26 protein-coding genes, 2 rRNA genes and 1 pseudogene (1 of these 29 running past the window's edge) are annotated in these 25,862 nt (G+C 66.3%); 12 read left to right on the top strand and 17 right to left on the bottom strand.

Translation table 11 applies throughout. The features are described 5' to 3' along the window. A 23S ribosomal RNA gene (locus FOB47_RS16845) occupies positions 1-2,064 on the top strand; it begins 817 nt to the left of the window's first position. A gap of 123 nt (positions 2,065-2,187) precedes the next feature. Next, positions 2,188-2,301: ribosomal RNA gene (gene rrf, locus FOB47_RS16850) — 5S ribosomal RNA — on the top strand. A gap of 140 nt (positions 2,302-2,441) precedes the next feature. Here rrf and FOB47_RS16855 read toward each other — a convergent pair. The 6 genes from FOB47_RS16855 to FOB47_RS16880 all read right to left on the bottom strand — a co-directional run bounded on the left by FOB47_RS16855 (position 2,442) and on the right by FOB47_RS16880 (position 6,409). Next, entirely contained in the window at positions 2,442-2,912 is a 471-nt protein-coding gene (locus FOB47_RS16855) for a VOC family protein (protein ID WP_053821711.1), read from the bottom strand. 69 nt (positions 2,913-2,981) lie between these two features. Continuing rightward, positions 2,982-3,422: a YciI family protein gene (locus tag FOB47_RS16860; RefSeq protein WP_053821712.1), complete on the bottom strand. Its 441-nt coding sequence runs from the start codon at positions 3,420-3,422 to the stop codon at positions 2,982-2,984. Between the two features lie 48 nt (positions 3,423-3,470). After that, positions 3,471-3,920, bottom strand: a complete 450-nt coding sequence (locus FOB47_RS16865; RefSeq protein ID WP_174781605.1) for a YybH family protein — start codon at positions 3,918-3,920, stop codon at positions 3,471-3,473. 70 nt (positions 3,921-3,990) lie between these two features. After that, entirely contained in the window at positions 3,991-4,365 is a 375-nt protein-coding gene (locus tag FOB47_RS16870) for a YciI family protein (protein WP_174781606.1), read from the bottom strand. A gap of 107 nt (positions 4,366-4,472) precedes the next feature. Then, positions 4,473-4,838 (bottom strand): YciI family protein, encoded by a 366-nt coding sequence (locus FOB47_RS16875; protein WP_053823077.1) that lies wholly within the window; start codon positions 4,836-4,838, stop codon positions 4,473-4,475. A 257-nt stretch (positions 4,839-5,095) separates the two neighbouring features. Further along, positions 5,096-6,409 (bottom strand): RNA polymerase sigma factor, encoded by a 1,314-nt coding sequence (locus FOB47_RS16880; RefSeq protein WP_217488937.1) that lies wholly within the window; start codon positions 6,407-6,409, stop codon positions 5,096-5,098. Positions 6,410-6,886: 477 nt separating this feature from the next. On the opposite strand from FOB47_RS16880, the gene FOB47_RS16885 reads away from it, so the two are divergent. After that, complete coding sequence (locus FOB47_RS16885) at positions 6,887-8,212, top strand: Nramp family divalent metal transporter (protein ID WP_174781607.1); 1,326 nt, start codon at positions 6,887-6,889, stop codon at positions 8,210-8,212. Positions 8,213-8,330: 118 nt separating this feature from the next. Here the strand turns inward: FOB47_RS16885 and FOB47_RS16890 are convergent, their stop codons facing one another. Next, the gene (locus FOB47_RS16890) at positions 8,331-9,287 is read right to left on the bottom strand and encodes a manganese catalase family protein (RefSeq protein ID WP_174781608.1); all 957 of its coding nucleotides are present in this window, start codon (positions 9,285-9,287) and stop codon (positions 8,331-8,333) included. A gap of 297 nt (positions 9,288-9,584) precedes the next feature. After that, on the bottom strand, positions 9,585-10,478 hold the full coding sequence (locus FOB47_RS16895; RefSeq protein ID WP_053821716.1) for a c-type cytochrome: 894 nt from the start codon (positions 10,476-10,478) through the stop codon (positions 9,585-9,587). Positions 10,479-10,683: 205 nt separating this feature from the next. Between FOB47_RS16895 and FOB47_RS16900 the strand changes: the two genes are divergently transcribed. Beyond that, positions 10,684-11,364, top strand: coding sequence for a J domain-containing protein (locus FOB47_RS16900; RefSeq protein ID WP_174781609.1), 681 nt, complete (start codon positions 10,684-10,686; stop codon positions 11,362-11,364). 117 nt (positions 11,365-11,481) lie between these two features. On the opposite strand, the gene FOB47_RS16905 is transcribed toward FOB47_RS16900, so the two are convergent. The 4 genes from FOB47_RS16905 to pdxR form a co-directional block, all read right to left on the bottom strand. Further along, positions 11,482-12,468: a Bug family tripartite tricarboxylate transporter substrate binding protein gene (locus FOB47_RS16905; RefSeq protein ID WP_174781610.1), complete on the bottom strand. Its 987-nt coding sequence runs from the start codon at positions 12,466-12,468 to the stop codon at positions 11,482-11,484. Positions 12,469-12,624: 156 nt separating this feature from the next. Further along, positions 12,625-13,548, bottom strand: coding sequence for an alpha/beta fold hydrolase (locus tag FOB47_RS16910; RefSeq protein WP_244959445.1), 924 nt, complete (start codon positions 13,546-13,548; stop codon positions 12,625-12,627). Positions 13,549-13,669: 121 nt separating this feature from the next. Next, positions 13,670-16,099 carry a DUF3772 domain-containing protein gene (locus FOB47_RS16915; protein WP_174781612.1) on the bottom strand — a complete coding sequence of 810 codons (2,430 nt, stop codon included), beginning with the start codon at positions 16,097-16,099 and terminating at the stop codon, positions 13,670-13,672. Between the two features lie 256 nt (positions 16,100-16,355). Continuing rightward, positions 16,356-17,771: a MocR-like pyridoxine biosynthesis transcription factor PdxR gene (gene pdxR / locus FOB47_RS16920; protein ID WP_174781613.1), complete on the bottom strand. Its 1,416-nt coding sequence runs from the start codon at positions 17,769-17,771 to the stop codon at positions 16,356-16,358. A 151-nt stretch (positions 17,772-17,922) separates the two neighbouring features. Between pdxR and FOB47_RS16925 the strand changes: the two genes are divergently transcribed. The 3 genes and pseudogenes from FOB47_RS16925 (at position 17,923) to FOB47_RS16935 (ending at position 19,443) form a co-directional block, all read left to right on the top strand. Further along, positions 17,923-18,378 carry a cupin domain-containing protein gene (locus FOB47_RS16925; RefSeq protein WP_174781614.1) on the top strand — a complete coding sequence of 152 codons (456 nt, stop codon included), beginning with the start codon at positions 17,923-17,925 and terminating at the stop codon, positions 18,376-18,378. Continuing rightward, entirely contained in the window at positions 18,375-18,830 is a 456-nt protein-coding gene (locus tag FOB47_RS16930) for a carboxymuconolactone decarboxylase family protein (protein WP_174781615.1), read from the top strand. The genes FOB47_RS16925 and FOB47_RS16930 overlap by 4 nt, the downstream gene beginning before the upstream one ends. 44 nt (positions 18,831-18,874) lie before the next feature. After that, positions 18,875-19,443, top strand: a pseudogene (locus FOB47_RS16935) (HD domain-containing protein). Between the two features lie 59 nt (positions 19,444-19,502). Here FOB47_RS16935 and arsH read toward each other — a convergent pair. From arsH to FOB47_RS16960, 5 genes are all read right to left on the bottom strand, one after another. Further along, a complete protein-coding gene (gene arsH / locus FOB47_RS16940; RefSeq protein ID WP_174781616.1) occupies positions 19,503-20,267 on the bottom strand; it encodes an arsenical resistance protein ArsH in 765 nt (254 codons plus the stop codon). Then, positions 20,264-20,692, bottom strand: a complete 429-nt coding sequence (arsC, locus tag FOB47_RS16945; protein ID WP_053821724.1) for an arsenate reductase (glutaredoxin) — start codon at positions 20,690-20,692, stop codon at positions 20,264-20,266. The genes arsH and arsC overlap by 4 nt, the downstream gene beginning before the upstream one ends. Before the next feature lie 24 nt (positions 20,693-20,716). Beyond that, on the bottom strand, positions 20,717-21,793 hold the full coding sequence (arsB, locus tag FOB47_RS16950; protein ID WP_174781617.1) for an ACR3 family arsenite efflux transporter: 1,077 nt from the start codon (positions 21,791-21,793) through the stop codon (positions 20,717-20,719). Further along, positions 21,790-22,146, bottom strand: coding sequence for an ArsR/SmtB family transcription factor (locus FOB47_RS16955; protein WP_053821726.1), 357 nt, complete (start codon positions 22,144-22,146; stop codon positions 21,790-21,792). Before FOB47_RS16955 ends, arsB begins: the two co-directional genes overlap by 4 nt. 104 nt (positions 22,147-22,250) lie before the next feature. Next, positions 22,251-22,838, bottom strand: a complete 588-nt coding sequence (locus FOB47_RS16960; protein ID WP_244959446.1) for a hemerythrin domain-containing protein — start codon at positions 22,836-22,838, stop codon at positions 22,251-22,253. 125 nt (positions 22,839-22,963) lie between these two features. Here FOB47_RS16960 and FOB47_RS16965 point away from each other — a divergent pair, with 125 nt between their 5' ends. The 5 genes from FOB47_RS16965 to FOB47_RS16985 all read left to right on the top strand — a co-directional run bounded on the left by FOB47_RS16965 (position 22,964) and on the right by FOB47_RS16985 (position 25,847). Next, on the top strand, positions 22,964-23,134 hold the full coding sequence (locus FOB47_RS16965; protein ID WP_158507257.1) for a hypothetical protein: 171 nt from the start codon (positions 22,964-22,966) through the stop codon (positions 23,132-23,134). Positions 23,135-23,164: 30 nt separating this feature from the next. Beyond that, on the top strand, positions 23,165-23,545 hold the full coding sequence (locus FOB47_RS16970; RefSeq protein ID WP_174781618.1) for a hypothetical protein: 381 nt from the start codon (positions 23,165-23,167) through the stop codon (positions 23,543-23,545). 62 nt (positions 23,546-23,607) lie between these two features. Beyond that, positions 23,608-23,961: a hypothetical protein gene (locus tag FOB47_RS16975; protein WP_006578616.1), complete on the top strand. Its 354-nt coding sequence runs from the start codon at positions 23,608-23,610 to the stop codon at positions 23,959-23,961. A 96-nt stretch (positions 23,962-24,057) separates the two neighbouring features. Then, a complete protein-coding gene (locus tag FOB47_RS16980) occupies positions 24,058-25,278 on the top strand; it encodes a TolC family protein (protein WP_174781619.1) in 1,221 nt (406 codons plus the stop codon). Next, positions 25,275-25,847: a hypothetical protein gene (locus FOB47_RS16985; RefSeq protein WP_174781620.1), complete on the top strand. Its 573-nt coding sequence runs from the start codon at positions 25,275-25,277 to the stop codon at positions 25,845-25,847. Before FOB47_RS16980 ends, FOB47_RS16985 begins: the two co-directional genes overlap by 4 nt. Positions 25,848-25,862 lie beyond the last annotated feature (15 nt).

Below are 25,862 nucleotides of genomic sequence, written 5' to 3' on the forward strand. Positions count from 1 at the left end.
AACTATTTAGGTAGTGCCTCGTGTCTCACCTTCGGGGGTAGAGCACTGTCATGGTTGGGGGGTCTATTGCTGATTACCCCGCCATAGCAAACTCCGAATACCGAAGAGTGCAATCACGGGAGACAGACATCGGGTGCTAACGTCCGGTGTCAAGAGGGAAACAACCCAGACCGCCAGCTAAGGTCCCCAAGATTGGCTAAGTGGGAAACGAAGTGGGAAGGCTAAAACAGTCAGGAGGTTGGCTTAGAAGCAGCCACCCTTTAAAGAAAGCGTAATAGCTCACTGATCGAGTCGTCCTGCGCGGAAGATGTAACGGGGCTAAGCCAGTCACCGAAGCTGCGGGCGCACCTTGTGTGCGCGGTAGGAGAGCGTTCCGTAAGCCTGTGAAGGTGTCTTGTAAAGGATGCTGGAGGTATCGGAAGTGCGAATGCTGACATGAGTAGCGATAAAGGGGGTGAAAGGCCCCCTCGCCGTAAGCCCAAGGTTTCCTACGCAACGTTCATCGGCGTAGGGTGAGTCGGCCCCTAAGGCGAGGCAGAGATGCGTAGCTGATGGGAAGCAGGTTAATATTCCTGCACCGTCGTATGATGCGATGGGGGGACGGATCGCGGAAGGTTGTCCGGGTGTTGGAAGTCCCGGTCCCTGCATTGGAGAAGGCGCTTAGGCAAATCCGGGCGCGTAATTCAAGGATGTGGGGCGAGCGGCCTAGTGCTGCGAAGCAATCGGAAGGGGTCCCAAGAAAAGCCTCTAAGCTTCAGTCATACGAGACCGTACCGCAAACCGACACAGGTGGGCGAGATGAGTATTCTAAGGCGCTTGAGAGAACTCGGGAGAAGGAACTCGGCAAATTGGTACCGTAACTTCGGGATAAGGTACGCCCTGGTAGCTTGACTGGCCTGCGCCAGAAGGGTGAAGGGGTTGCAATAAAATGGTGGCTGCGACTGTTTAATAAAAACACAGCACTCTGCAAACACGAAAGTGGACGTATAGGGTGTGACGCCTGCCCGGTGCCGGAAGATTAAATGATGGGGTGCAAGCTCTTGATTGAAGTCCCGGTAAACGGCGGCCGTAACTATAACGGTCCTAAGGTAGCGAAATTCCTTGTCGGGTAAGTTCCGACCTGCACGAATGGCGTAACGATGGCCACACTGTCTCCTCCCGAGACTCAGCGAAGTTGAAGTGTTTGTGATGATGCAATCTCCCCGCGGCTAGACGGAAAGACCCCATGAACCTTTACTGCAGCTTTGCATTGGACTTTGAACCGATCTGTGTAGGATAGGTGGGAGGCTTTGAAGCGAGGACGCCAGTTCTCGTGGAGCCGTCCTTGAAATACCACCCTGGTTTGTTTGAGGTTCTAACCTAGGCCCGTGAATCCGGGTCGGGGACAGTGCATGGTAGGCAGTTTGACTGGGGCGGTCTCCTCCCAAAGTGTAACGGAGGAGTTCGAAGGTACGCTTGGTACGGTCGGACATCGTACCTAAAGTGCAATGGCAAAAGCGTGCTTAACTGCGAGACCGACAAGTCGAGCAGGTGCGAAAGCAGGACATAGTGATCCGGTGGTTCTGAATGGAAGGGCCATCGCTCAACGGATAAAAGGTACTCTGGGGATAACAGGCTGATACCGCCCAAGAGTTCATATCGACGGCGGTGTTTGGCACCTCGATGTCGGCTCATCTCATCCTGGGGCTGTAGCCGGTCCCAAGGGTATGGCTGTTCGCCATTTAAAGAGGTACGTGAGCTGGGTTTAAAACGTCGTGAGACAGTTTGGTCCCTATCTGCCGTGGGCGTTGGAATCTTGACGGGGGCTGCTCCTAGTACGAGAGGACCGGAGTGGACGTACCGCTGGTGTACCTGTTGTCTCGCCAGAGGCATCGCAGGGTAGCTATGTACGGAAGAGATAACCGCTGAAAGCATCTAAGCGGGAAACTCGCCTGAAGATGAGGATTCCCTGGAGCCTCGAGCTCCTTGAAGGGTCGTTCAAGACCAGGACGTTGATAGGCTGGGTGTGGAAGCGCAGTAATGCGTTAAGCTAACCAGTACTAATTGCCCGTAAGGCTTGATCCTATAACCAGTGCGTTTAGCGCGTTCGACGCGCACCGCTGGTATCCGCATACGTGCCATACAGCACAACCCGACGCTACATCCCAATACGCCCGATTGGCCCAGCCAGTCCGGCAACCCTTTATGCCTGGTGACCATAGCAAGTCGGAACCACCCCTTCCCATCCCGAACAGGACCGTGAAACGACTTCGCGCCGATGATAGTGCGGACTACCCGTGTGAAAGTAGGTCATCGCCAGGCTCTCCTTTGAAAACGCCCCAGATCCTCAAGGTCTGGGGCGTTTTGCTTTGCGGTGCAGCCAGTGAAAATCACTGTCCGCGCCGACGCAAGAGCATAAAAAAAGCGGCCGCACGGGCCGCTTTTTACTATCCCACTACCGATCAAGCACCGCAGCCGTGTTCCGCGGCCTTGGCCAGCTCTTCCGGCGGTACGTCACGCACGTGCGTGGCCACCGACCAGCGATGCCCGTACGGGTCTTCGAGCTGGCCGTAACGGTCGCCCCAGAACATGTCCTGGACCGGCATCGTGACCTTGGCGCCGGCGTCGACCGCGCGCGCCACCGCGGCGTCCACATCGTCGACGTACAGATGCAGCACCACCGGCGTTCCCTTCAATGTCTTCGGCCCCAGGCTCTGCCATTCTGGCATTTCCTCCGCCATCATCACCGGCGAGTTGCCGATGCGCAGCATCGCGTGCATCAGCTGGCCCTGCGGCGTAAGCAGCTTGAATTCCTCCGCCGCGCCGAATGCGCGCTTGTAGAACTCGATTGCTTCCAGCGCATTCTTGCAGACGATATGCGGGGTCAGCGTGGGCATGCCTTCGGGGATCGGCTTGACTTGCGTTTGTGCCATCTTGGTTCTCCTGTCTGATCGTGCTGTTTGAACGGTCCTGGACCGTCTGTCCTGCGCGTGATCGCGTCGTTATTGCGATTGTTGTGGCGATTGCTGTCGCTGCTGTATTTGTTCCAGCTCGCGGAAGCGCTCGATACCGTCGCTCGGTGGAAAATCCTCAAGGTCGTACAGCTGGCGTACCTCGATTTCGCAGTTGTCGTCATCGGTGGCCGGATTGGGAAAGCGCCGCGTCCATTCCAGTGCTTCCTCACGGGACTTCACCTGGATGATCGTGTAGCCCGCGATCAACTCCTTGGTCTCGGCGAACGGTCCGTCGGTGACGGTCCGCTGCTGGCCTTGATAGCGGATGCGCCAGCCCTTGGCGCTGGGTTGCAGGCCCGACGCATCGACCAGTACGCCGGCCTTCGATAGCTCTTCGTGGTAGGCCGCCATTTCGGCAATCAGCCCGTCCTCCGGCATCACGCCGCTTTCTGTCTTTTGCGTGGCCCGAACCAGAATCATGAAGCGCATTGCGGTATCTCCTGTCGGTAGATCAGTCTAGGCGATGCCAATCGCAGTTCAGGGTTGCAGATCGAACAGCGCCTTGCCGCTTTCCATGTCGAACGGTGCGGAAAAATGATCGTGCGCGATCTTCCAGCCCTCGGGGGTCTTGCGCAGGCCGACGGTAACGCGCATCCACGATCCGCTCTCCTTGCCGTTCTCATCCTGGTGGCCGCAACGCAGCAGGTAATGGCCATAGCCGAACTGCTGGTCGACGAACAGTTGCAGGTCGTGCATCTCGAACACCATCGGGCCGGTGCACATTTCCATGCAGGCCGCCCAGTGCTTGCCGTAGGCGTCGACCCCCTTGAATTGCAGTTGCATCACGGCGTCGAAGGCAACGATGTCGGGGGTGTAGTACGACATGATGCGTGGCACGTCCCGGGCGATCGCGGCCTGGCGCCACGCTTCGAGCATGGTGCGGATTTCGTCGTGGGCGGCGGTCTGGGATTGCGTGGCGTTGCTCATCTTGAGTCTCCTGAAAGAAAACGACGGATAGCGAGAGGAAAGATGCGAAGTCCGGGGGCCGGACCGGCCGTCACTGGGCGGGCGGCGTACTGCCAACCGCCAGCGACATCACCGGCCGCACTTCGATGCTGCCCAGCCGTGCGGCGGGAATACCCGCCGCCGCGTGCAGCGCCTCGTGCAGGCCCTTGGCCTCGATCAGATAGAAGCCCGCCAGCTGTTCCTTGGTCTCCGCGAACGGCCCGTCGGTGAACGACACCCTGCCGGCACGCACCCGCAGCGTGGTGGCCGTCGTCGCGCTTTCGAGCGCTTCGCCGGCCAGGTACATGCCGTCGCGCTCCAGCGCGGCGCTGAAGCGCAGGCACTGTTCCACCAGGCTGCGCCATTCCGGCTCGGGCATCGCTTGCAGGACACGCTCGTCGGTATAGATCAGGCACAGGTATTTCATCGTCGCCGCTCCTCGGATTTCGGTGGCTGTTCGGACTTCCTGTTACCTAGTCGTACGGAGAACGCGCCGATCGACAACGCCCCGCAAAAAAATTTGCGACCCGGTGCTTACGACGCGCCGGCGCCCGGCAATTCCCGGATCGGCCGGATCTCGACGCTGCCATGCCGGGCGGGCGGAATCCTGGAGGCGACCTGGATCGCCTCGTTCAGGTCGGCTGCCTCCATCAGATAGAAGCCGGCCAGCTGCTCCTTGGTCTCGGCGAACGGCCCGTCGGTGACGGTCACCTTGCCGTCGCGCACGCGCAGGGTCTTGGCGGTCTCGACCGGCTGCAGCGCCTCGCCGCCGATGTAGTGGCCGCTGCTGCGCACCTTGTCGCCGAAGCGCAGGCATTCGCCGACCAGCGAATCCCATTCGTCAGGCGGCATGCTGTAGACCTGCTTCTCCTGGTAATAGATCAGGCAGAGATATTTCATCTGAGGCTCCTCGGTAATGGTGGCGTTGGCGGTCGGCAAGCGACGCGGCAACGAAACGGCACGGAAAATCAGCATAGACGGCGCCAGCGACGACGCCATGACGCCGGCAGGGCCATGGCCCTGTCAGTGGATAGTCGTTCGGGACGGGGCCAAATCGACAGCCGGATCGACAGAGGGATCGAAAAGCGGATGGACGCAGGGCATCGACAGAGGCGATCGACCGCAGACGAGTCCGCAGCAGCCGCCCTCGCACCCCGTTATTGCGGCAGTGCGGCAAGCCGCCGTTCGATAAAGCGCCGCTCCGGCCCTTGGCGGACCAGTTCGAGCACCGTCCGATAGGCGGCACGCGCGTCGGCGTAGCGGCCAAGTCGCCGGCACAGGTCGGCACGGGCGGCGTGGGCAAGGTGGTAGTCGATCAGGTCACCGCGGGCCAGGATCGCGTCGACCAGCTGCAAGCCCGCCTCGGGTCCGTCCCGCATCGCAACGGCGACGGCCCGGTTCAGTTCCACCACGGGGGAGGGCTGCAGCGCCAGCAACACGTCGTACAGCGCGACGATTTGCGGCCAGTCGGTCGAGGCGGCGCTGTCCGCTTCCGCGTGCACCGCGGAAATCGCGGCCTGCAGCGAATACGGCCCGAAGCGGCGCGACGTCAGCGCCCGCTCGACCAGCGCGGTGCCCTCGGCGATCAGCGCGCGGTCCCAGCGGCTGCGGTCCTGCTCGTCCAGCAGCACCAGTTCGCCGTCGGACGAGGTGCGCGCGGCCCGGCGCGACTCGTGCAACAGCATCAGCGCCAGCAGTCCCATGACCTCGGGTTCGGGCAGCAATTCGAGCAGCAGCCGCGCCAGCCGGATCGCCTCGCCGGAAAGATCGTGGCGGGTCAGCTGGTCGCCCGAGCTGGCCGAATAGCCCTCGTTGAAGACCAGGTAGACCACGCGCAGCACGCTGTCGAGCCGCTCCGGCAAGTCCTGGCGATCGGGCACCTGATAAGGAATGCGTGCGTCGCGGATCTTGGCCTTGGCGCGCACGATGCGCTGGGCCAGCGTCGACGGCGCGGTCAGGAAGGCATGCGCGATGTCCTCGGTGGTCAGGCCGCAGACCTCGCGCAGCGTCAGCGCGACCTGAGCGTCGGGTGCCAGCGCGGGGTGGCAGCAGGTAAAGATCAGGCGCAGCCGGTCGTCTTCCAGACAGGCATCGTCGAACAGTTCGTCGAAGGCGCGCGTCGCGCTCTCGTCGACGATCGCTTCGACCTGTTCGGTGACGTCGTCCAGCGGGCGGAAGCGGGCCTGGCGGCGGATGCCGTCGATCGCCTTGAAGCGGCCGGCCGATATCAGCCAGGCGCAGGGATTGGCGGGTACGCCGTCACGCGGCCATTGCTCCAGCGCGGCCTTGAAGGCGTCGTGCAGTGCCTCCTCGGCCAGGTCGAAATCGCCCAGCAGGCGGATCAGCGTGGCCAGCACGCGGCGCGATTCGGCGCGATAGATGGCGCCGACCGTGGCTTCCGAAGCCGCGGGGGCGACGTTTCCGGGAGGTACGGCAGGGGTTTCGGACGGTGCGGCGATCGGATCAGGCATCGGTCGTGGTCGGCGAGGCCGCGCGGACCGCGGCTGGCAGAGCGTGCACTGGCGCACGGGCATGCCGATTCTGCGGCGGATGGTTGCCGATGGCAAGGCAGGCCGGACCGTTGTAACAAAGTGCCGTGGTCGGCTGGGGTGCGGCAGAACGGATGGACGCAGCCGACATGCTCCCGTCTGCAAGGAAAGCGCAATCAGGGGCCGTGCGGACACCGTGCGGACACCTATAGTGTTCGAACGTGCAGGCATGGCTCGTGCTTGATATGGCGGCCGCGGGCCGAGTCGAGCCGAACCGTTCGCGCGCGAAAAAACGAGGAGACGCAAAGCCATGGAACGATTCCGGCGCGACTGGCGTGACCATCCCGTCCGGCTGCTGCTCGGCCTGGCGATCAACGGCGGCGGCATGGCGGTGCTGCTGGCCCGGCTGCTTGCCGATGTGTGAGCGCCCGCCGTCGCACGGTCCGCGGGGAAATCGCGATGCCGCCTGACACGACCCCCCCGCCGGATGCCGGCGCGCAGGCCGCGGGGCCGCTCGGCGCCTGGCGCCGCCCGCCCGGCGGCAAGCTGCATTGGCGCCGTCTGCTCGCCTTCCTCGGGCCCGGCTACCTGGTGGCGGTCGGCTATATGGACCCCGGCAACTGGGCCACCGACCTCGCGGCCGGTTCGGGTTACGGCTACGCGCTGCTGTGGATCGTGCTGATGTCCAGCCTGATCGCGATGCTGTTGCAGACATTGGCGGCGCGCTTGGGCGTGGTGTCCGGCATGGACCTGGCGCAGGCCTGCCGGCAGCATTCGGGCAAACGCTCGGCGCTGGCGCAATGGCTGCTGTGCGAACTGGCGATTTGCGCGACCGATCTGGCTGAGGTGATCGGCACCGCCATCGCGCTGAATCTGCTGTTCGGCATTCCGCTGACCTGGGGCGTCGCCGCGACCGTGCTCGACGTGCTGCTGATCCTCGCGCTGCAGCAGCGCGGCTACCGGCAGCTCGAGGCAGTGGTCATCGCGCTGCTGGCCGTGGTGTTCCTCTGCTTCGCAATCAATCTGGTGCTGGTCCAGCCGCAATGGGGCGAGGTCGCGCGGGGCTTCGTGCCGAGCACGCGCGTGCTGACCGACACCAACATGCTGTACATCGCGATCGGCATCGTCGGCGCGACCGTGATGCCGCACAACCTCTACCTGCATTCGTCGATGGTCGGGCCGCAGCGGATCCGGCGCGGCCACGAAAGCATCGGCACCACGCTCGCGTATTACACGGTCGACATCATGCTGGCGCTGGTGATCGCCTTCTTCATCAACGCCGCCATCCTGGTGACCGCGGGTGCGGTGTTCCATGCCGGCGGCATGCACGAGGTCAACGACCTGCGCGCCGCCTACCAGCTGCTCGGGCCGCTGACCGGCACCGCCATCGCCAGCGTGCTGTTCGGCATCGCGTTGCTGGCGTCGGGGCAAAGCTCGGCGGTCACGGCGACGCTGGCGGGGCAGATCGTGATGGAGGGATTCGTCAAGCTGCGGCTGCCCGCCTGGGCGCGCCGGCTGCTGACGCGCGGCATCGCGGTGGTGCCGGCGATGTTCGTTGCGCTCGCCTACGGCGAAGCGGGCATCGGCCATTTGCTCGTCCTGAGCCAGGTCATCCTGAGCCTGCAATTGCCGTTCGCGGTGGTGCCGCTGATCTGGCTGACCAGCCGCCGCTCCGTGATGGGGGCCCACGTCAACAAGCCGTGGGTCACGGTGCTGGCAGTGATCGCGGTGACGCTGATCATCGGCATGAACGTGACGCTGCTGGCGACGACCGTATTGCCGTAGCGATCGCCATCGCCAAGGCCGGCCAACACCGATGGGCGTTGCCGACATCCAAAGGAAAAAAGGCGGCCGATGCGGCCGCCTGGTTCTTCATCGCCCAACAACTCACGAGCGCAGCCGTTCAGGCCTGCCCCGGGGGAGTCTTTGGCGAACGCGATGCCGCGCCACCTGCACCGCCTGCGTCCGGCGCGCCGGTGTCGGTCGGCAGCTCGGACTCGTCGACGCTGCCCAGGTCGGCGCCGGTCACCGGATCGCTGTTGACGTCCGACTCGGTGCGCATCGCCGCCGCTTCCACGGCGCTGGCCTGGGTCGGCTCGAGCTGGACTTCCGGCATGCCGCTGCCGCCATCGACCGCCGGCGGGGGATTCTCGACGAACTCGAACGTCGAATCGGCATTCCACGGGCCGCGCAGCGCGTCGCCCTGCGACATCTTGTAGTAGACGCTGGCGAACTCGGGCATCGGCGGCGCCTTGCCCGGCGGGAAGCTGGGCTGGATCGAGTACAGGGCCTTTTCGAACGACTTCTGGTGCGACACCTCGCGCGTCATCAGGAAGCCCAGGGCTTCCTGCACGCCAGGGTCGTCGGTGACGTTGATCAGCCGCTCGTAGATGATCTTGGCGCGGGCCTCGGCCGCGATATTCGAGCGCAGGTCCGCGGTCGGCTCGCCGATCGTGTCGATATAGGCCGCGGTCCACGGCACGCCGGCGGAGTTGGTCAGCGGTGGGCCGCCGCCATACAGCAGCTGGGTCACGTGGCTGTCGTTGCCGGGCCCGGACAGCGAACGATAAAGTTCGGCTTCCTGCTCGACGCCCTCGGCCAGCTGGCCCTTGGCTCCCTTGTTCAGCATCGCGACGATCGATCCGATGACCTCCAGATGGCTCAGTTCCTCGGTCGCGATATCCAGCAGCATGTCCTTGCGGCCCGGGTCGTCCTCGGCCAAAGCCTGCGTGAAATACCGAATGGCGGCCGCCAATTCGCCCTGCGGACCGCCGAACTGCTCGAGCAACAGATTGGCCAGACCCGGATCGGGCCGCGCTACGCGTACGGTGTACTGCAATCGTTTGTTGTGAATGAACATGGGGATCCTCCGATCTCGGTCAACGGACATCAAACAGGGACTCAAGCGGTACTTCACGCCGCATGGGCGTGGGTTGCGCTGCAATGCCCATGCCCGCAGCGGGGACCGGCGCGGAGAATCGCCGTCGTGGGCACCGGCCGCCGGAGCGGCCGGCGCGAGATCAGGGCAGGGTGGAGGCCCTATCGTAGTTGCGGCTCGGTGAAATTCGGCAATCGTGTAAAACTTTCGCCTTTGACTCTGTGCCGGGCGCGATGTCGCAAGCAGGCAACGCTCGCGCTCAGTCGGGGCCGAGTCGCTTCAGCGCGCCGCCTGCGTCACCGGCAAGGCCTTCAGATGGAGATAGAGCGCGGTCAGATCGGTGTCGCTCATCTTGCTCAGGCTTTCGAACGGCATCACCTTGCTGACCTCGGTGCCGTCCGGCCGCACGCCGGTGCGCATCATCTCGATAAAGCGATCCGGCGTGCGGTAGCGCAGCATCACGGCACCCGGCCGCAGGTCGGCGGCAGCGGGCCAGTCGGGCGGCGCACCCGCAATCTTGCCGCCAGCGAGGTCGGTCCCGTGGCAGCCGATGCAGGCGTTGGCGACATAGGCGCCATACGCCGCGGTGGGCGCGGGTTCCAGCGCAGGCGAGGGCGGCCGGCTGTGGTCGATCTTCGCGGCGGCGTCCTCGATCATGCCGAAGCCGTAGAGCACGCGCGCCATCATCGGCAGGCGGATCTCGGTCATGCCGCTGAGCAGCGGCGGCAGGCTGCGCATATAGGCGACCAGCGCCGACAGGTCTTCGTCGCTGAGCTGGTTGTAGTCCTCGCTCGGCATGATCATCAGCGGCCGGCCGGAGGGCGCGACGCCGTGGCGGATCGCCAGCACCCAATCCCGTTCGCGATAACGCGCGACATCCGGATTGCCGGCGGTCACGTTGGGCGTGCGCACGAACATGCCGCCCGGGTCGTTGATCATCACGCGGCCACGGCCGTCGGCACCGTGGCATTCCATGCAACCGCGCGATTCATAGAGATATTTGCCGCGCGCCAGGGCTTGCGCGTCATCGCGATAAGCGACGGGAACCGCTGGCACATGCACGCGCCGTTGGGCCTTGCGTTCGGCCAGCAGAATGCCGGTCGCCAGCACCAGGCCCGCAACGACCGCCAGTCCGGCGATCGTCCAACCCGCAATACGGAACACGCGCTTCATCGTCGCCCCTGTCGATGCGGAAAGGCGATATTGCAGCGATGGCGGTGCTAGCGGTATGTGCGCGAGCGCACCAAGGGGGCGGCCGGGCGCGATGGGCACGCCATGCGGCAGGAGGGAAAAGCGAAAGGCAGTTGGTTTCCGCGGTAGCGGCCTTGCGGACATGGCGCAAAGATGGCAGCCCCCATGTCCTCAAGGAGAGTTATCAATGTCCCCCATTGCCATCCACGCCCAGCGGCCTTTCGACATGCCGCCGGTCCTGCCCCAGGCGAAGTCCCCCGTTCGGCGTTACGCGATGTCGCCGCAGGATGCCGTCAACGTGCTGCTGATGAACCTGCTGATCGCCAACCTGACCGCCAATGCATTTGCGCCCCGGGCAGCGGCGCCGATCCAGATCAATGCGGTCGTGCTGGTCGACAATGCCGGCAAGCTGTCGGCGGCCATCGTGGTGCTGTGGCCGGCGCGGAATCCCGAGCCGGAACCGAAGCAGCGCGACGATCGGCAAAGCGAGCGCGCCAGACAGCAGCGTCATCGGCCCGAACCGTCGCACAGCACGTCGCAGCCGCAGCGGGCCGAACCGTCGCACAGCGCACCGCCCCCGCAGCGGCCCGAACCATCGTACAGCGCGCCGCCCCCGCAACGACCCACCACTGCCGTCAATCCCCACGCGCCCGACGGATGGAGCTATGACCGTCTGCCGCACGAGATCCTTGGGCTGAACGCCGGCGAGACCGATGTCGCGAAGATCGGCAAAGCGTTCCGGGCGGCCTCGCTGAAGGCCCATCCCGACAAGGGCGGCACTCAGGAGGCAATGCAGGCGGTGTCCGCGGCGCGGGACTTCATGCAGGCCCAGGCCGAACAGGCGACCGCAGGCTCCGCTGCCCGCTAAGCGGCTTCTCACCAAGCGGCTGCCCACCAGGCGGCAGATAGCATAGGCGCCCCGAGGCGCCAACACTGGCCCGTCCAGCGCAACACGCGGACGGGCCAGTCTGTTTTCGGTCTGCTCTCAGTCGACCTGCGCGCCCGAAGCCTTGACGATGCGCGCCCACTTGTCGATATCGCCCTTGAGCTGCGTCGCGAACTGCTGAGGCGTGGCGGACAGGGCTTCGGCCCCTTGCGCACCGAGCTTTTCGCGCAGCGCGGGGTCGGCCAGCGCGGCCTGCATGGTCTGCGCCAGCTTCTGCGTGATCTCCTTCGGCGTCCCCTTGACCGCGAACAGGCCGACCCACAGGTCGCCGCTATAGCCGGGCACCGTCTCGCCGATGGTCGGGATATCGGGCGCGAACGGCGAACGCCGGGCCGAGCTGACGCCCAGCGCGCGGACCTTGCCGGCCTTGATGTGCGGCAACACCGAAGGCAGGCTGGCGAACGCCATCGGCACCTGGTTGCCCAGTACATCGTTCAGTGCCGGTGCCACGCCCTTGTAGGGCACATGCTCCAACTGGATACCGGCCATGCTGTTCAGCATCTCGCCTAGCAGATGGTTCAGCGTGCCGTTGCCGGCCGACGCAAAGCGATACTGGCCCGGTTTCGCCTTCGCCATCGCGATCAGTTCGGGCAGCGACTTCGCCGGGAAGGCGGGATTGACCACCAGCACGTTGGGCACGGTCGCGACCAGCGCGATCGGCTCGAAGTCCTTGATTGGATCGAATGGAACCTGGCGGTACAGCGACGGATTGATCGCCTGCGTGCTGCTGATCGTCATCAACAGCGTATAGCCGTTCGGCGTCGCGCGGGCCGCGAACTGCGTGCCGATATTGCCGCCGGCGCCGGGACGGTTCTCGACGATGACCTGCTGGCCGAGGCGCTGCGACAGATCGGCGGCCACCAGCCGGGCCACGATGTCGTTCGTTCCGCCCGGTGCTTGCGGCACGATCATCTGAATCGGCTTGCTGGGCCAGTGATCGGTCGGGGCCGCGGCGCCGGCCGGCGTGGTGCCGATCCACGCCACCGCCGATACGACGCAGGCCAGGGCCTGACGAATGCCTTGCATGATGTCTCCTCCTTGTTGACGCGCACCTCGGACGCGCGCCTCGGTTGCGATGCGCGAGCGACTTTACCGAAGGAGAACCACGGCGAGAAATTCAATCTGCGACTACGGGCATAAGCGCCGCTTATCGGCGGCTTGACGCGCGTATCACGGCCGGCCTTACTTCTCGAGGAAGGGCAGCGCGCGCGCCAGCAGCACGTCGGGCGCTTCCTCCGCGATATAGTGCCCGCACGGCAGCGGGCCGCCGTCGACGGCGGATGCCACGCGCTGCCATTCCTGCAGCGGCTGGAAGCAGCGATGGACCACGCCCTGTTCGCCCCACAACACCAGCAGCGGCATCGTCAGACGCTTGCCAGCCTCGCGATCGGCGCGGTCGTGCTCGAGATCGATGCCGGCGGCCGCGCGATAGTCCTCGCAGACGCCATGCGCGGCGCCGGGCAGCGCGGCGCAGCGCTCGTATTCGCGCAGCGCACGCGGATCGAACGGGCCCAGCCCGGCGCTGCGGCCGCCCATCAGGTCGCGGATATAGCGCGACGGATCGGCCTCGATCAGCCGCTCGGGCAACGGCGCCGGCTGGATCAGGAAGAACCAGTGCCAATACGCGCGGGCAAATGCCTCGGTGGTCTGCTCGTACATCGCCAGCGTGGGCGCGATATCGAGCAGCACCATGCGCTCGACCGCGTCGGGGTGGTCCATGCCGAGCCGATGGGCTACCCGTGCGCCGCGGTCGTGCGCCAGCACGCGAAAGCGCTCGAATCCAAGCGACTGCATCACGCGCAGCGCGTCGCGGGCCATCGTGCGCTTGCTGTAGTTGCCATGGTCGGCCGTGCCGGCAGGCTTCGACGAGTCGCCATAGCCGCGCAGATCGCACGCCACCACGGTGAATCGCTGCGCCAGCGCCGGCGCGACCTTGTGCCAGATCGCATGCGTCTGCGGATGGCCATGCAGCAGCAACAGCGGCGGCCCGTCGCCGCCGACGACGGCATGGATTGTGACCTCGCTGTCGGTCTCGACGTCGATGCTGCGGAATTGCGGAAAGAGGGAAAGGTCCACGGCGCGATCTCCGAACGGGAATCGCGCCATTCTAGTGCGTCGGCGGTACGCGATTGGGCGCCTGCCAGGCAACACAAGGCTAACTGGCAGGAAACAACGGCTGGAGGACGGGGCCTGCGCCGCAGTGCCGCCGGTGCGCAGCCGACATCGATCAGGCCGCCAGCACCTCCGAATTGACCAGCCGCAGCGTCTGCGGATGCGTCAGCGGAATCTCCGCCGCGCGCAGCCGCTTCAGGATGTCGAACAGCAGATCGCTCTTGGTGCCGCCGGCGATGCGCGGGCTGGAGACGAAGCCGGTCACGGTCAGCGTGATGCCGTTCGGCGCCAGCTGGCTGAAGGTCACCGACGGCGCCGGATGGTCGAGGATCGTCTCGTTGTCGGCGTAGGCGGCGAGCAGCATGTCGCGGACCTCCTCGGGATCGATGTTCAGCGGGAAGGTCAGCGTCAGCGAGGCCACGCCCAGCGTGCTGTTGTTCATCGTCACGTTGCGCACGCTCTGCGAGATCAGCTGCGAGTTCGGCACGATCATGGTCGAGCGGTCGCCCAGCTGGATCTCGGTGGCGCGCACGCTGATGCGGCGGATATCGCCCTCGACGCCCCCGATATTGACCATGTCGCCGACCTTGACCGGCCGCTCGGTCAGCAGGATCAGCCCCGAGATGAAGTTCTTGACGATCTCCTGCAGGCCGAAGCCGATGCCGACCGACAGCGCGCTGACGATCCAGGCCAGGTTGTCCCAGCGCACGCCGAGCAGCGACAGCGTCATCAGCACCAGCAGCACGTAGCCGATATTGCTGAACAGCGTCACCAGCGAGGCCCGCATGCCCGGCTCCATGCCGGTCTTGGGCAGCAGGTCCGCATCGAGCCAGCGGCGCACCGAACGCAGGATATAGACGCCGACGCCGGTGGCGATCACCGCGTTCAGGATGCGCTCGGGCATGATGTTCATCGCCCGCAGCTTCTCGCCGCCCAGCACCATCAGCAGGCTGTCGAGCAGGTCCTTGGGCGTCGTGCCAAAGCCGCCGGTCAGCAGCGCGATCACCGCCAGCAGCAACAGCAGGCTCGAGCCGAGCCCCGACAGCACGGTCGACACCTGGTCCAGATGGCTGTCGCCGAGCCCGAACAGCTGCTTGATGATGCGGCCGCTCGAATAGTTGACCGAGAACAGGCTCTCGCAGGCATCGCGCGTCAGCTTGGTCAGCAGATACAGGCTGCACAGCACGATGTCGAACCAGACGATCTCGTAGGTCAGGAAGCGCGCGAAGGTGATATAGCCGGTCAGCAGCGCGGCCAGCGTCACGACGATGGTGACCGTCAGCCCGGCCAGCACGATGCCGGTCAGCGTCGAGCCGCTGCCCGGCCGCTCGCCGGCGGCGACCAGCGCGGCGCGCACGCGGTTGGCCCGCAGCAGCGCGGCGCCGATCGTCAGCGTCACCACCAGCGAGACCAGGCCGCGCCCGAACAGCGTGACCTGGACGCTGGTATCGATGGTTCGGTTCAACTGCTCGATGGTGCCCGCCAGCAACAGCAAGCCCGCCAGCACGATGGGGAAGGGCCGCAGCGCGCGGGCGATGTCGTCGTGCAGCGACGGCAGGCGCCAGGTCGGATGGCGCGTGCACAGCAGCGCGCGGCCCAGGCCGGCGATCAGCGCGCTGGTCATGGTCAGCTTGATCAGCTCGTCGGCCAGGTCGCGCATCGGCTCGGACAGCTCGTAGTCGCGGGTGAAGGCGAACAGCACGACGCGCACCGCCAGCGCGGTCGTCAGCACCGTGGCCAGCGCCGTCGACAGCGCCAGCGCGCTGCGCCGCAGCCGGTGCTCCGGCAGCCTGTGCAGGCAAACCCATGCCATGCCGCGCTCGATCAGCCGGCGGCCCAGCGACCAGACCGCGAAGGCCAGCGCCAGCAGCATCACCGTACCGGTCCGGTGTTCGGCGTCCCAGGCCTGTTTCGCCATCGGCGTGACCAGCGAGCGCAGCGACTCGAAGCGCTGCCGGTCCTGGCGGCTCGGGTCGAATGCCGGCATCCAGAAGTCGCCGCTGAGGATGCTGTTGGAGCGCAGTGCGACCTGGTCCTTCAGATGGCCGCGCTGCAGCTTGGCGATCTGCTCGGCCAGATTGCCCAGGCTTTCCTTGTCCTCTTCGGCCTTCTTCAACTGATCGTCGAGCGCCTTGGCGCGCCCGTTCAGCTCGGCGCGCTGCCGGGCCACCGCGGGCGCCTCCGATGCGCTGCCATCGGCCGGGGGCGGGCCCAGCAGATCGATCTGCGCCTGTACCTTGGCGCGCTCGGCCACCAGCGTGCCGCTCAGCGTATCGACGTCGGCCAGCAACCGGTGCACCGCGTCGTCGAGCTCTGTCAACTGGTTGCCGCTGGTGTCCTTGGACGCTTGCTGCTTGATGCGGTCCTGTTCGGTCTGCAGCCGCTTGAGCTCCGCGCTGGCCGCGGCGGCGGAGAACGGGGCGGCGGGCTTGTCTTCGGTCTGGGACGGCTCGTCCGCGCCAAACGCCGCGGGCGCCGCGGCGGGTAAGCAATGCAAAAAGACGATCAGCAGCAGGCTGAGCGCCATTCCGGGAAGTCGACGCATGTAGGGAGCACCTTTGAGCCGGCGCCTGCGGGCGCCGGACGTTGCCGTGGGGTCATCCGATGCGTGCCGGACGTCGCGCCATGCCGCGGGAAGTGGGCAAGGCCATGAGGGCGTCGCAGCCAACGCGAATGGACGCCGCCGGCACCGGAAAGCCCGGAATTATACATACGTCGTCGAACGCGACTGCAAAAGTGGCTAATTATCCTCTATCTTGCTCGATGGTAGGTGTCGATGCCAGCGGGCCGGTGCCATCGCACTAGCGCCGGAAGCGCTCCACCACCGCCAGCAGACGGTCGCAGGCAGCCGCGACCTGCTTCGGCGGCGCGGTCGCGATGCCCAGCAGCAGACCGGACCGGGAGCGAGCCGGGGACGCATACCAGACCGACAGCGGCGACGGCGCGATGCCGAACGCCGCCGTTTCCTTCGCGATCGCGACATCGGCGCTGCCATCCGGCAGCCGCAGCAGCACGGCCAGTCCGGTCGGGGCCGCCGCGTCGCCGACGCGCGGTCGCAGATGGGCCAGCAGCCCGTCGCGCTGCGATGCGTAGAGCCGCTTGGTGCGCCGCAGATGCCGCAGGTAATGGCCGTCCTGCAGGAACTCGGCGGTGGCAAGCTGGATCGACGATGCCGGAGCCGGCGCGAGACAGGCCGCGATCTCGGTGAAGCGGGACACCAGCGACGGCGGCGCGACGACAAAGCCCAGTCGCAGGGTTGGACTGATGGTCTTGCTGAACGAGCCGATGTGGATCACCCGTCCGGCACGATCCAGCGAGGCCAGTGCTGGCGCGGCACGGCCCTCGAGCCGCAGCTCGCTGAGGTAGTCGTCTTCGATGATCCAGGCGCCTTGCGCCGCGGCCCAATCGAGCAACTGCAGTCGCCGCGGCAGCGACAGCGTGCCGCCGAGCGGGGCCTGCTGTCCGGGCGTCAGCACCGCCGCCGCCGCATCGGCCGCATGCTGGACGCCGTAGTGGACATCGATGCCGTCGGCGTCCACCGGGACCGGTACCGGCGACAGGCCGGCCAGTTCGAGGCCGCGGCGCGTATACGGAAAGCCAGGGTCCTCGGTCCAGACCTTGCGCCCGTCCAGGCCCAGCACGCGCAAGGCCAGGCCGAGGCCGCCGGCGAATCCGCCGGTGATCAGCACCTGCGACGGCGAACACTGAATGCCGCGCGCGATGGCCAGGTAGGCGGCGATTTCGCGGCGCAACGCCGCTTCGCCGCGCGGATCCGGGTAGAGCGCGGCGGCGCCGAGTTCGGCGCGTGCGGCATGGGCACGCACCCGCGAGAACAGCTTGGCCGGAAGGCTCTGCTGGGCTGGCACGCCCATCTGGAAAATCGCCGGCCCCGCCATGAACTCCAGATACTTGTCGATGAACGAGCCGGGATCGGGCCGCTCGTCGGCATCGCCGGCGCGCCGCGCGGGCCGGTCGGCGACCCGGGTGCCGTTGGCGCGAGAGGCAACGACGAGCTGCGCGTCCGCCAGCTTCTCGTAGGCGGCCTTGACGGTGCCGCGTGCGACGCCGAGCTGGGTCGCCAGATCCTGCCAGGACGGCAGCCGCGCGCCGGGCGCCAGCACGCCGTTTTCGATGGCGGTGCCGATGCCGTCGCGGATCTGATCGACCAGCGGCGTCCTGGCGGACCGGTCGAGGGCGAGATGCAGGGGCTGGGTCATCGATGGCTCATGGTCAGGCAACTTCGCGAAGTACGGGACGCAACACATCGCCCTGGTACATCGCCGTAGTACATAGAAATAGATGATTCTTGGTTCTTTTATTTGTACCAGCGCGTGGCCAGAATGGGAACACTTATCTGGAGAGTGTCCCGTGAATATCCGATCCTTGATTGGCCACGCCTGTGCCGCGACGTATGCCGCCGCCGCCGTGGTCTGGAGCGTGTCCGCCTTTGCCCATGGCGCCGGAGAAACCGTCACCGAGAACTTCAATCAGCCGATTTCCAACATTCCCGGCAAGTCGCTGGTTGCGGTGGTGGTGGACTACGCCCCCGGCGCCGCGTCGCCCGCGCATCTGCATGCGGATTCGGCGTTCATCTACGCCTACGTCGTCTCGGGCGCGATCGAGTCGCAGGTCAACGACGGCCCGAGGCGCGTCTACCGGGCGGGCCAGAGCTTCAGCGAGTCGCCCGGCTCGCGCCATCCGGTCAGCCGCAATGCCAGTGCGACGCAGCCGGCGAAGCTGCTGGCCGTGTTCGTCGTCGACACCGAGGACAAGGTGCTGACTACCCCGATCCATTCCTCTGTCACCAAGGAGTCAAAGCAATGAGCAAGCGTCTCGACTACAACCAGATCGCCCCGGCCGGCATGAAGGCCCTGGGCGGTGCCTACGGCTATGTGATGCAGTCCGATCTGTCGCCGGTGCTGGTCGACCTGGTCTACCTGCGCGTGTCGCAGATCAACAATTGCGCCTACTGTCTCGACATGCATACCCGCGACCTGCTGAAGAAGGGCGTCAAGGTCGAAAAGCTCGCGCTGGTGCAGGCCTGGGCCGAGGCCGGCGATCTGTTCGACGAGCGCGAGCGCGCCGCGCTGGCGTGGGCGGAGTCGGTGACGCGCGTCGCGCAGACCGGCGTGCCGGACGCGGACTACCAGGCCGCGCGCGCGGTATTCGACGAACGCGAACTGGTCGACCTGACCATCGCGATCGGCGTGATGAACCTGTACAACCGCATGGCGATCAGCTTCCGCAATACGCCGCAGGCCGCGCTGGCGCAGTAGCCGGTTCGTTCCGCCGTTTCCGATCCATCTCTGGGAGTACCGCCGTGGCCACCGACGAGATTGCAGGCATCGCGATTCCGGACAGCAGGCTCGCCCGCGAAGCCGCCGAGCTGATTCGCGATACCGAGAGCGACCTGCTGTTTCACCACTCCGCTCGGGTCTATTTCTGGGGCAGCCTGCTGGGGCGAAGGCGGAAGCTCCGTTTCGATCCGGAATTGCTCTACGTCGCGGCGATGTTCCACGATATCGGCCTGACTTCGCGCTATCGGGACAGCCAGCTGCGTTTCGAAGTCGACGGTGCCAATTCCGCGCGCGACTTCCTGCGCAGCCACGGCATCCCGAGATCGCGCTGATCCAGGCCGGGGCGGGAATGGATGTGGCGGGGCGCGGGTATGAAGATGTCGGCGACGACGAGCGCGAAGCGGTGATCGCGGCCCACCCGCGCGGACATGGCTTCAAGCACGGCATCATCGACGCGTTTTATGACGGCATGAAGCACCGGCCCGATACCACCTTCGGCACCTTCAACGACGATGTACTGGCGTTCAAGGATCCGAAGTTCCAGCGCGGCAACCTCTGCAGCATCATCCTCGGCTCGCGCTGGCCGGACTGAGGCGGCCGGATCTACCGTCGGCGCTCGTGCCGGCGTGTTCGCTCCGGCAGAAGGCTGCCTTATTCCACCTCGCCGTCGTCGGTGTCGCCGACCTTGGCGTCCTGCTCGTGGCGCATCGCCGCGGCGGTCAGTGTCGTGGCGACCGCCGGCGCGGCCTCCTTGCGCTCGCTGTAGCGGTCGGTCAGATAGTCGGAGCGGTCGCGCGTCAGCAAGGTGAACTTGATCAGTTCTTCCATGACGTCGACCACGCGGTCGTAATACGACGACGGCTTCATGCGGCCGCTCGCATCGAATTCCTGATACGCCTTCGGTACCGACGACTGGTTCGGAATCGTGACCATCCGCATCCAGCGGCCCAGCACGCGCAGCGCATTGACGGCGTTGAAGGACTGCGAGCCGCCGCAGACCTGCATCACCGCCAGTGTGCGGCCCTGGGTCGGCCGAATGCCGCCGCTCTCCAGCGGCAGCCAGTCGATTTGGTTCTTGAAGACAGCGGTCAGCGTGCCATGGCGTTCGGGGCTGCACCAGACCTGGCCCTCCGACCATTCGGACAGCTTGCGCAGCTCGGCGACCTTGGGGTGGTCCGCCGGCACGCTGTCCGCGATCGGCAGCGCGTGCGGATCGAACACACGCGTTTCCGCGCCGAGGCGCTTGAGGATGCGTTCGGCCTCCAGCGTAAGCAGCCGGCTGTACGAAGTGGCGCGCAGCGAGCCGTAGAGCAGCAGGATGCGCGGCGGGTGGGTGCTGGTCTTCGCCGGCTCCAGCTTGCGCGGGTCGGGAATGTCGAGCAGCGACGGCACGACGTTGGGCAGGTCGGCGCTCATCGGCCGACCCTCCGGCCCTGGGCGTCGATGACCAGCTCACCGTCCTCCTTGGCAAACGGACCTTGCTGCGGCGAGGGCAGGATGTCTAGCACCAGTTCCGACGGCCGGCACAGCCGAACGCCAAGTTCGGTGACCACGAACGGCCGATTGATCAGGATCGGGTTCGCCAGCATCGCGTCGAGCAACTGGTCATCGGTCAGCGACGGATCGTCGAGGCCGAGCTCGGCATAGGGTGTGCCCTTTTCGCGAATGGCTTCGCGCACGCTCAGGCCGGCCTGCCGGATCATGCCTTCGAGTTCGCCGCGCGTGGGCGGCGTCTTCAGGTACTCGATGACCGTGGGTTCGATGCCGGCATTGCGAATCATTGCCAGCGTGTTGCGGGACGTACCGCAGGCGGGGTTGTGATAGATCGTGACAGCGGACATGACGTTTTTTATCCGGGGCGTTTCTCAGGAGGCTTCGTACCAGCGTTGCGAGCGATTGACCACGCCGACGACCAGCAGCATGATCGGCACCTCGATCAGCACGCCGACCACGGTGGCCAGCGCCGCCCCGGATTCGAAGCCGAACAGGCTGATCGCGGTCGCGACGGCCAGCTCGAAAAAGTTGCTGGCGCCGATCAGGGCGGACGGACCGGCCACGCAATGCGCCACGCCCAGCTTGCGGTTCAGGAAATAGGCCAGGCCGGAATTGAGCACGACCTGGATCAGGATCGGCACGGCCAGCAGCAGGATGATCAACGGCTGTTCGACGATCGCTTTGCCCTGGAAGCCGAACAGCAAGACCAGCGTCGCCAGCAGCGCGGCGATCGAATACGGGCCGAGCGCGCCGGTCACGCGCCGATACGTCGATTCGCCGCGCGCCAGCAGCAGCTTGCGGATCGCCTGCGCGATCAGCACCGGGATCACGATGTACAGCACCACCGAGACGATCAGCGTGTCCCACGGCACCGTGATCGACGACAGCCCGAGCAGCAGCGCGACCACCGGCGCGAACGCCACCACCATGATGGCGTCGTTGACGGCGACCTGCGACAGCGTGAAATACGGATCGCCCTTGCACAGCTGCGACCAGACAAAGACCATCGCGGTGCAGGGCGCCGCCGCCAGCAGGATCAGGCCGGCCACATAGCTGTCCAGCTGTTCGGCCGGAAGCCACGGCGCAAACAGATGCCGCACGAAGATCCACGCGAGCAGCGCCATCGAGAACGGCTTGACCAGCCAGTTGACGAACAGCGTCACGCCGATGCCGCGCCAGTGGCCCGCCACCTGACCCATTGCTCCGAAATCGATCTTGATCAGCATCGGGATGATCATCACCCAGATCAGCAGCCCGACCGGCAGGTTGACCTGCGCGACTTCCATCGCACCGATGGCCTGGAACACGCCGGGAAACCACTGGCCGAGCAGGACCCCGGCCACGATGCACAGCGCGACCCAGATCGTCAGATAGCGCTCGAAAAAGCCGATGCCGCCGGCCGGCGATATCGTCGCCGTCTGTTCCGCCGCTCGTTCCGCCGCCGTCATGCCTTCGGCTCCACGACGCGCGGCGACGACACCGATACGGTGGAACAACCGGACACCGGGGAACACGGATTGCCGCCGCAGCAGTTCTCCGTCAGGTAGCCGAGCAGCGCATTCATCGTCTCGTAGCGGGCCATGTAGATGATCGAGCGGCCGTCCTGCCGGCTGCGCAGCAGGCCGGCCCGATGCAGTTCCTTCAGGTGAAAGGACAGCGACGAGGCGGGCATTTCCATCAGCTCGGCGATCCGGCCGGCAGGCAGGCCTTCCGGACCGGCCTGGACCAGCATGCGGAAGACGGCCAGCCGAACGGAATGGGCGAGGGCGGAGAGGGCCTCGAGGGCGGTATTGGTTTCCATGTTTCGAATATATTCGAAACATGGAAACCATGCAAGCAAGGCGCTCGGACGACGTGCGCACCACCCGTTCCTGTCCCGGTCGAGGGTGGCGGCGCCACGCCACCTCAGGCGCCGCGGCGCTGCGCCATCCGTTGGCCGATGGCCCGCAACGTCGGCTCGGGCAGGCGGGTCGCAAAGGGAAAGACCTCGCGCTCTTCTCGCTCGACGTGCCGCAGATAGCGCGCGGCGAACTCCGCGAGGGCTTCCGGCGCGGCGCCGGCCGAGCCCTGCTGCACTGCCTCCAGCCACGGCCGGGCCTGATGCCACAACGCGTCCAGCGCGTCGTGGTCGTCCTCCAGCGCCCGCATCGCGGCCGTCAGCGCGTCGTCGCCGAGCGCGCGCAGGGCAGGGAACAGATCCGTTTCTTCATCGGCGTGATGCAAGGGCGCGGCAATCGTGAAGTACCGCACGATGCCGGCTGCCGCGGTGCGCGCCTGGTCGTCCGCACCATGCCGGGCGGTGTGTTCGGCAAGGCGGCCGCACAGCGATGCAAAACGGCGGACCTTGTCGTGGCAGGCGGTCAGCAGTTCGATCGGGGATTCGAAGGAGGGAATGATGGGCGTGTTCGGCAGCATGGCGGGGCTATTATCGCGCTGTCTGCGAGGCACCGCCGCAGGCGACAATCGAGCGCCGTTTTTGCGGCGGGCGGGCAATCTTTACCGCCCGCGTCGGCCTGTACAACGGCAGCCGCTGCATTCCAGTGGTGGCGCAAGGCTTGCTTGGCGTCAATGGATTACCCTGCTGTACGACCGCTTTGGCTCACTCACTGGAGATCAACATGTCCGATGGAAAACTCGGCATCGCCGGCACGACGTTCATTGCCTTTGCCGTGGCCGGGCTCGCGCTGGCCGCTTCCATGTACCTGGCGTACCTCGCAGCGCCGCCGAAGGGGCGCGCCCTGATCCGCGATGCGCTGGATCGCGATTCGGGGGCGGGCCCGCAAGGCTGATGCAAGGCTGATGCAAGGCAGATCGTCCCGATGAAGGCGTTGCGCGACCCCAGGTGCCTGCTGGTTGAAAGCCGCTGGCTTGTCCCCCGGCATTTCGACGGCATCAGTCTCGGCCCGATCGTGCTGCTTCGCCCCGACGTGTCGGCCGGGCTGATCGCGCATGAGCTGGTTCATGTGCGCCAGTTCTGGCGCCGGCCGTTCACGCACGGGCCGCGATATCTGCTGTCGAAGGCCTATCGCCAGGCCTGCGAGGTCGAGGCCTACCGGGCGCAGTTGCAGGCCGCGGGACGGACGCCGTCCCGCATTGCCAATCTGGCGCGCTACCTGGCGACAAAGTACCGGCTCGATCTCGACGAGGAGACAGCGGTGCGGCTGCTTTCCGTCGTTTCCGCCGACGATTCGCCACCGTGATCCCGCCAGCGCCGCCGGCGCGATTCCAGGGTGCCGGCCACGATTCCGGTAGAATCCCGGCCATGTCGCGCGTCGTTGCCATCCTCCTGATGCTGTTGCTGCCGCTGCAGGCCATGGCCGCGGTGGACCGGCAGTTCGCGCACGCCTCCGAGGCCATGCTCGAACACATGGTCGCGCATGCCGAGCATGTGCCGCACCATCACGACGAGGACGGTGCGATGCACGAGGACGACTCGACGGCCTCGGCATCGCATCAGCTGGACTTCGATTTCGCGTCCGGCCTGTACGGCACCGTCGGCCTCGCGTTTTCGGTACCGCTGGTGCCGCCGCGCTACCTGACGCCGTCATTCCTTCCTGGGCCCATTCCCAGTCCCTTCAGCAGTCCGCCTTTACGTCCGCCTCACGCCGCCGCCTGACGGCGGGGAAGCGTTCGTTCCATGTCTGCGCCGCGCCGGCACTGGCGCGGCACCCCGTCGCATCGTCGTTCCGCTTTCGTTGCGTTGGGGTGTTTCATGCAGAAGATATTGCTGTTCATTGCGACAGCCGTCGTGCTGACGCGCATTGCCTGTGCGCAGGCGCCGGCAGGCCAGGCCGCGCCCGCCGACCTGCACGCGCTGTTCGAAGCCGCGTGGGCGCATTCGGTCGCGCTGCAGGCCGCCGAAGGTCGGCGGGGGGAGGCGGCCGCCAGCCGCGTGCAGGCCGACGCCTGGATTGCCGGCCCGCCGGTGGCCGAACTGAGGCATCGCGGTGATCGCCTGGCCGATCGCCGGGGCGTGCGCGAGAGCGAGGTCTCCCTTGGCGTGCCGATCTGGATGCCGGGCCAGCGTGCCGCGCGCGGCGAACTGGCCGATGCGCAGATGGCAGAGGCCGACGCCCGCGCAAGCCTGGCGCAACTGGCGCTGGCCGGCGACCTGCGTGAGCGTGTCTGGGAACTGGCGGCCGCCACCGCCGAGCAGCAGGTGTTGCGCCGCCGCGTGGCGGTCGCGACATCGCTGCGCGACGATGTGGCGCGCCGGGTCGATGCCGGCGACCTGGCCCGCACGGATCTGTTGCTGGCGGACCAGGATCTGCTCGCCACGCGTGCGCTGGTGACCGAGGGACAGTCGCGGCTGAACCAGCTGGCGACGCAGTTGTTCCAGCTGACCGGCGTAGCGGCGCTGCCTTCGCGATACGAAGAGCGGCCCGCTTCGCCGCAGGCCGCGATGACCCATCCCGCAATGGCGGCGGCGGACACTGCGCTGCGGCGGGCGCAGCGGCAGCTGGGCTACCTGCGGAAATCCCGGCGCGACGCACCGGAGGTGGGCGTCTCCTACCGGCGCGATGCGGCCGGCGGCGGCTTGCCGTCCGACCACACCGTCGGCGTGTTTGTCCGCATCCCGTTCGCGACCGACGCGCGCAATTTGCCGCGCGAAACCGCGGCGCACACCGACGTCGCGACGGCGATCGCCGAACGCGACCGAACCGAACGCGTGGTGCGGTCCGAGACGGATGCCGCGCGGCAGGCGCTGACGCTGGCCGACGAGCAGCTGTCCCTGGCCGAGCAGCGCAGCGCGATGCTGGCCGAGCGGGCGCAGCTGCTGCGCAAGACCTTCGACGCCGGCGAGATCGGGCTGCCCGAAGTGCTGCGCGCGCAAAACCAGGCGCTGGAAGCCGAGGCCGAAGCCGCACGCCAGCGTGCGCGTCGGGGCCTTGCCATCGCGCGACTGAACCAGTCCCTTGGAGTGTTGCCATGAACCGCTGTCTCGTTCTAGTTCTGCTGGCATGGGTCTGCGGCGTCGCGCAGGCCGGTCCCGGCGCGCATGGTCCGGACGGACAACACCTGGATGCGCCGGCCGGCCAGGCAAACGTGGCCGTTGCGCCCACTGTCGAGGCCAGTACCGAGACGTTCGAGCTGGTCGGTACGCTGCTCGACGACGAGCTGTCTGTGCTGGTCGATCGCTACGCGACCAACGAGCCCGTCACGGAGGGCACGCTGGAGGTCGAAGCCGGCGACGTCAAGGCGACGGCGAAACTGCACGCGGACCTTGGCGACTTTTCGTTCACCGATCCGGCGCTGCTCGCGGCCCTGCGCCGCCCCGGCGAGCATCCCCTGGTCTTCACGCTGATGACGGGGACCGATTCGGACCTGATCGAGGGTCGCCTTGCCGTGGCCGCAACGGGCGACGACCACGATCACATGGATTGGACCGTTGCCGGCTGGGCCGCGCTGGCCGTGGCAGGCGCGGCCGCGCTCGTCATGGCGATCCGGCGGTTCCAACGGAACCGCCGGAACCATCCGATCCCGCGCCATCCGTCGGCGTGAAGCGACAAGGACGAC

The sequence above is a fragment of the Cupriavidus gilardii genome (genome assembly GCF_013347325.1).
Classification (GTDB): Bacteria; Pseudomonadota; Gammaproteobacteria; order Burkholderiales; family Burkholderiaceae; genus Cupriavidus; species Cupriavidus gilardii.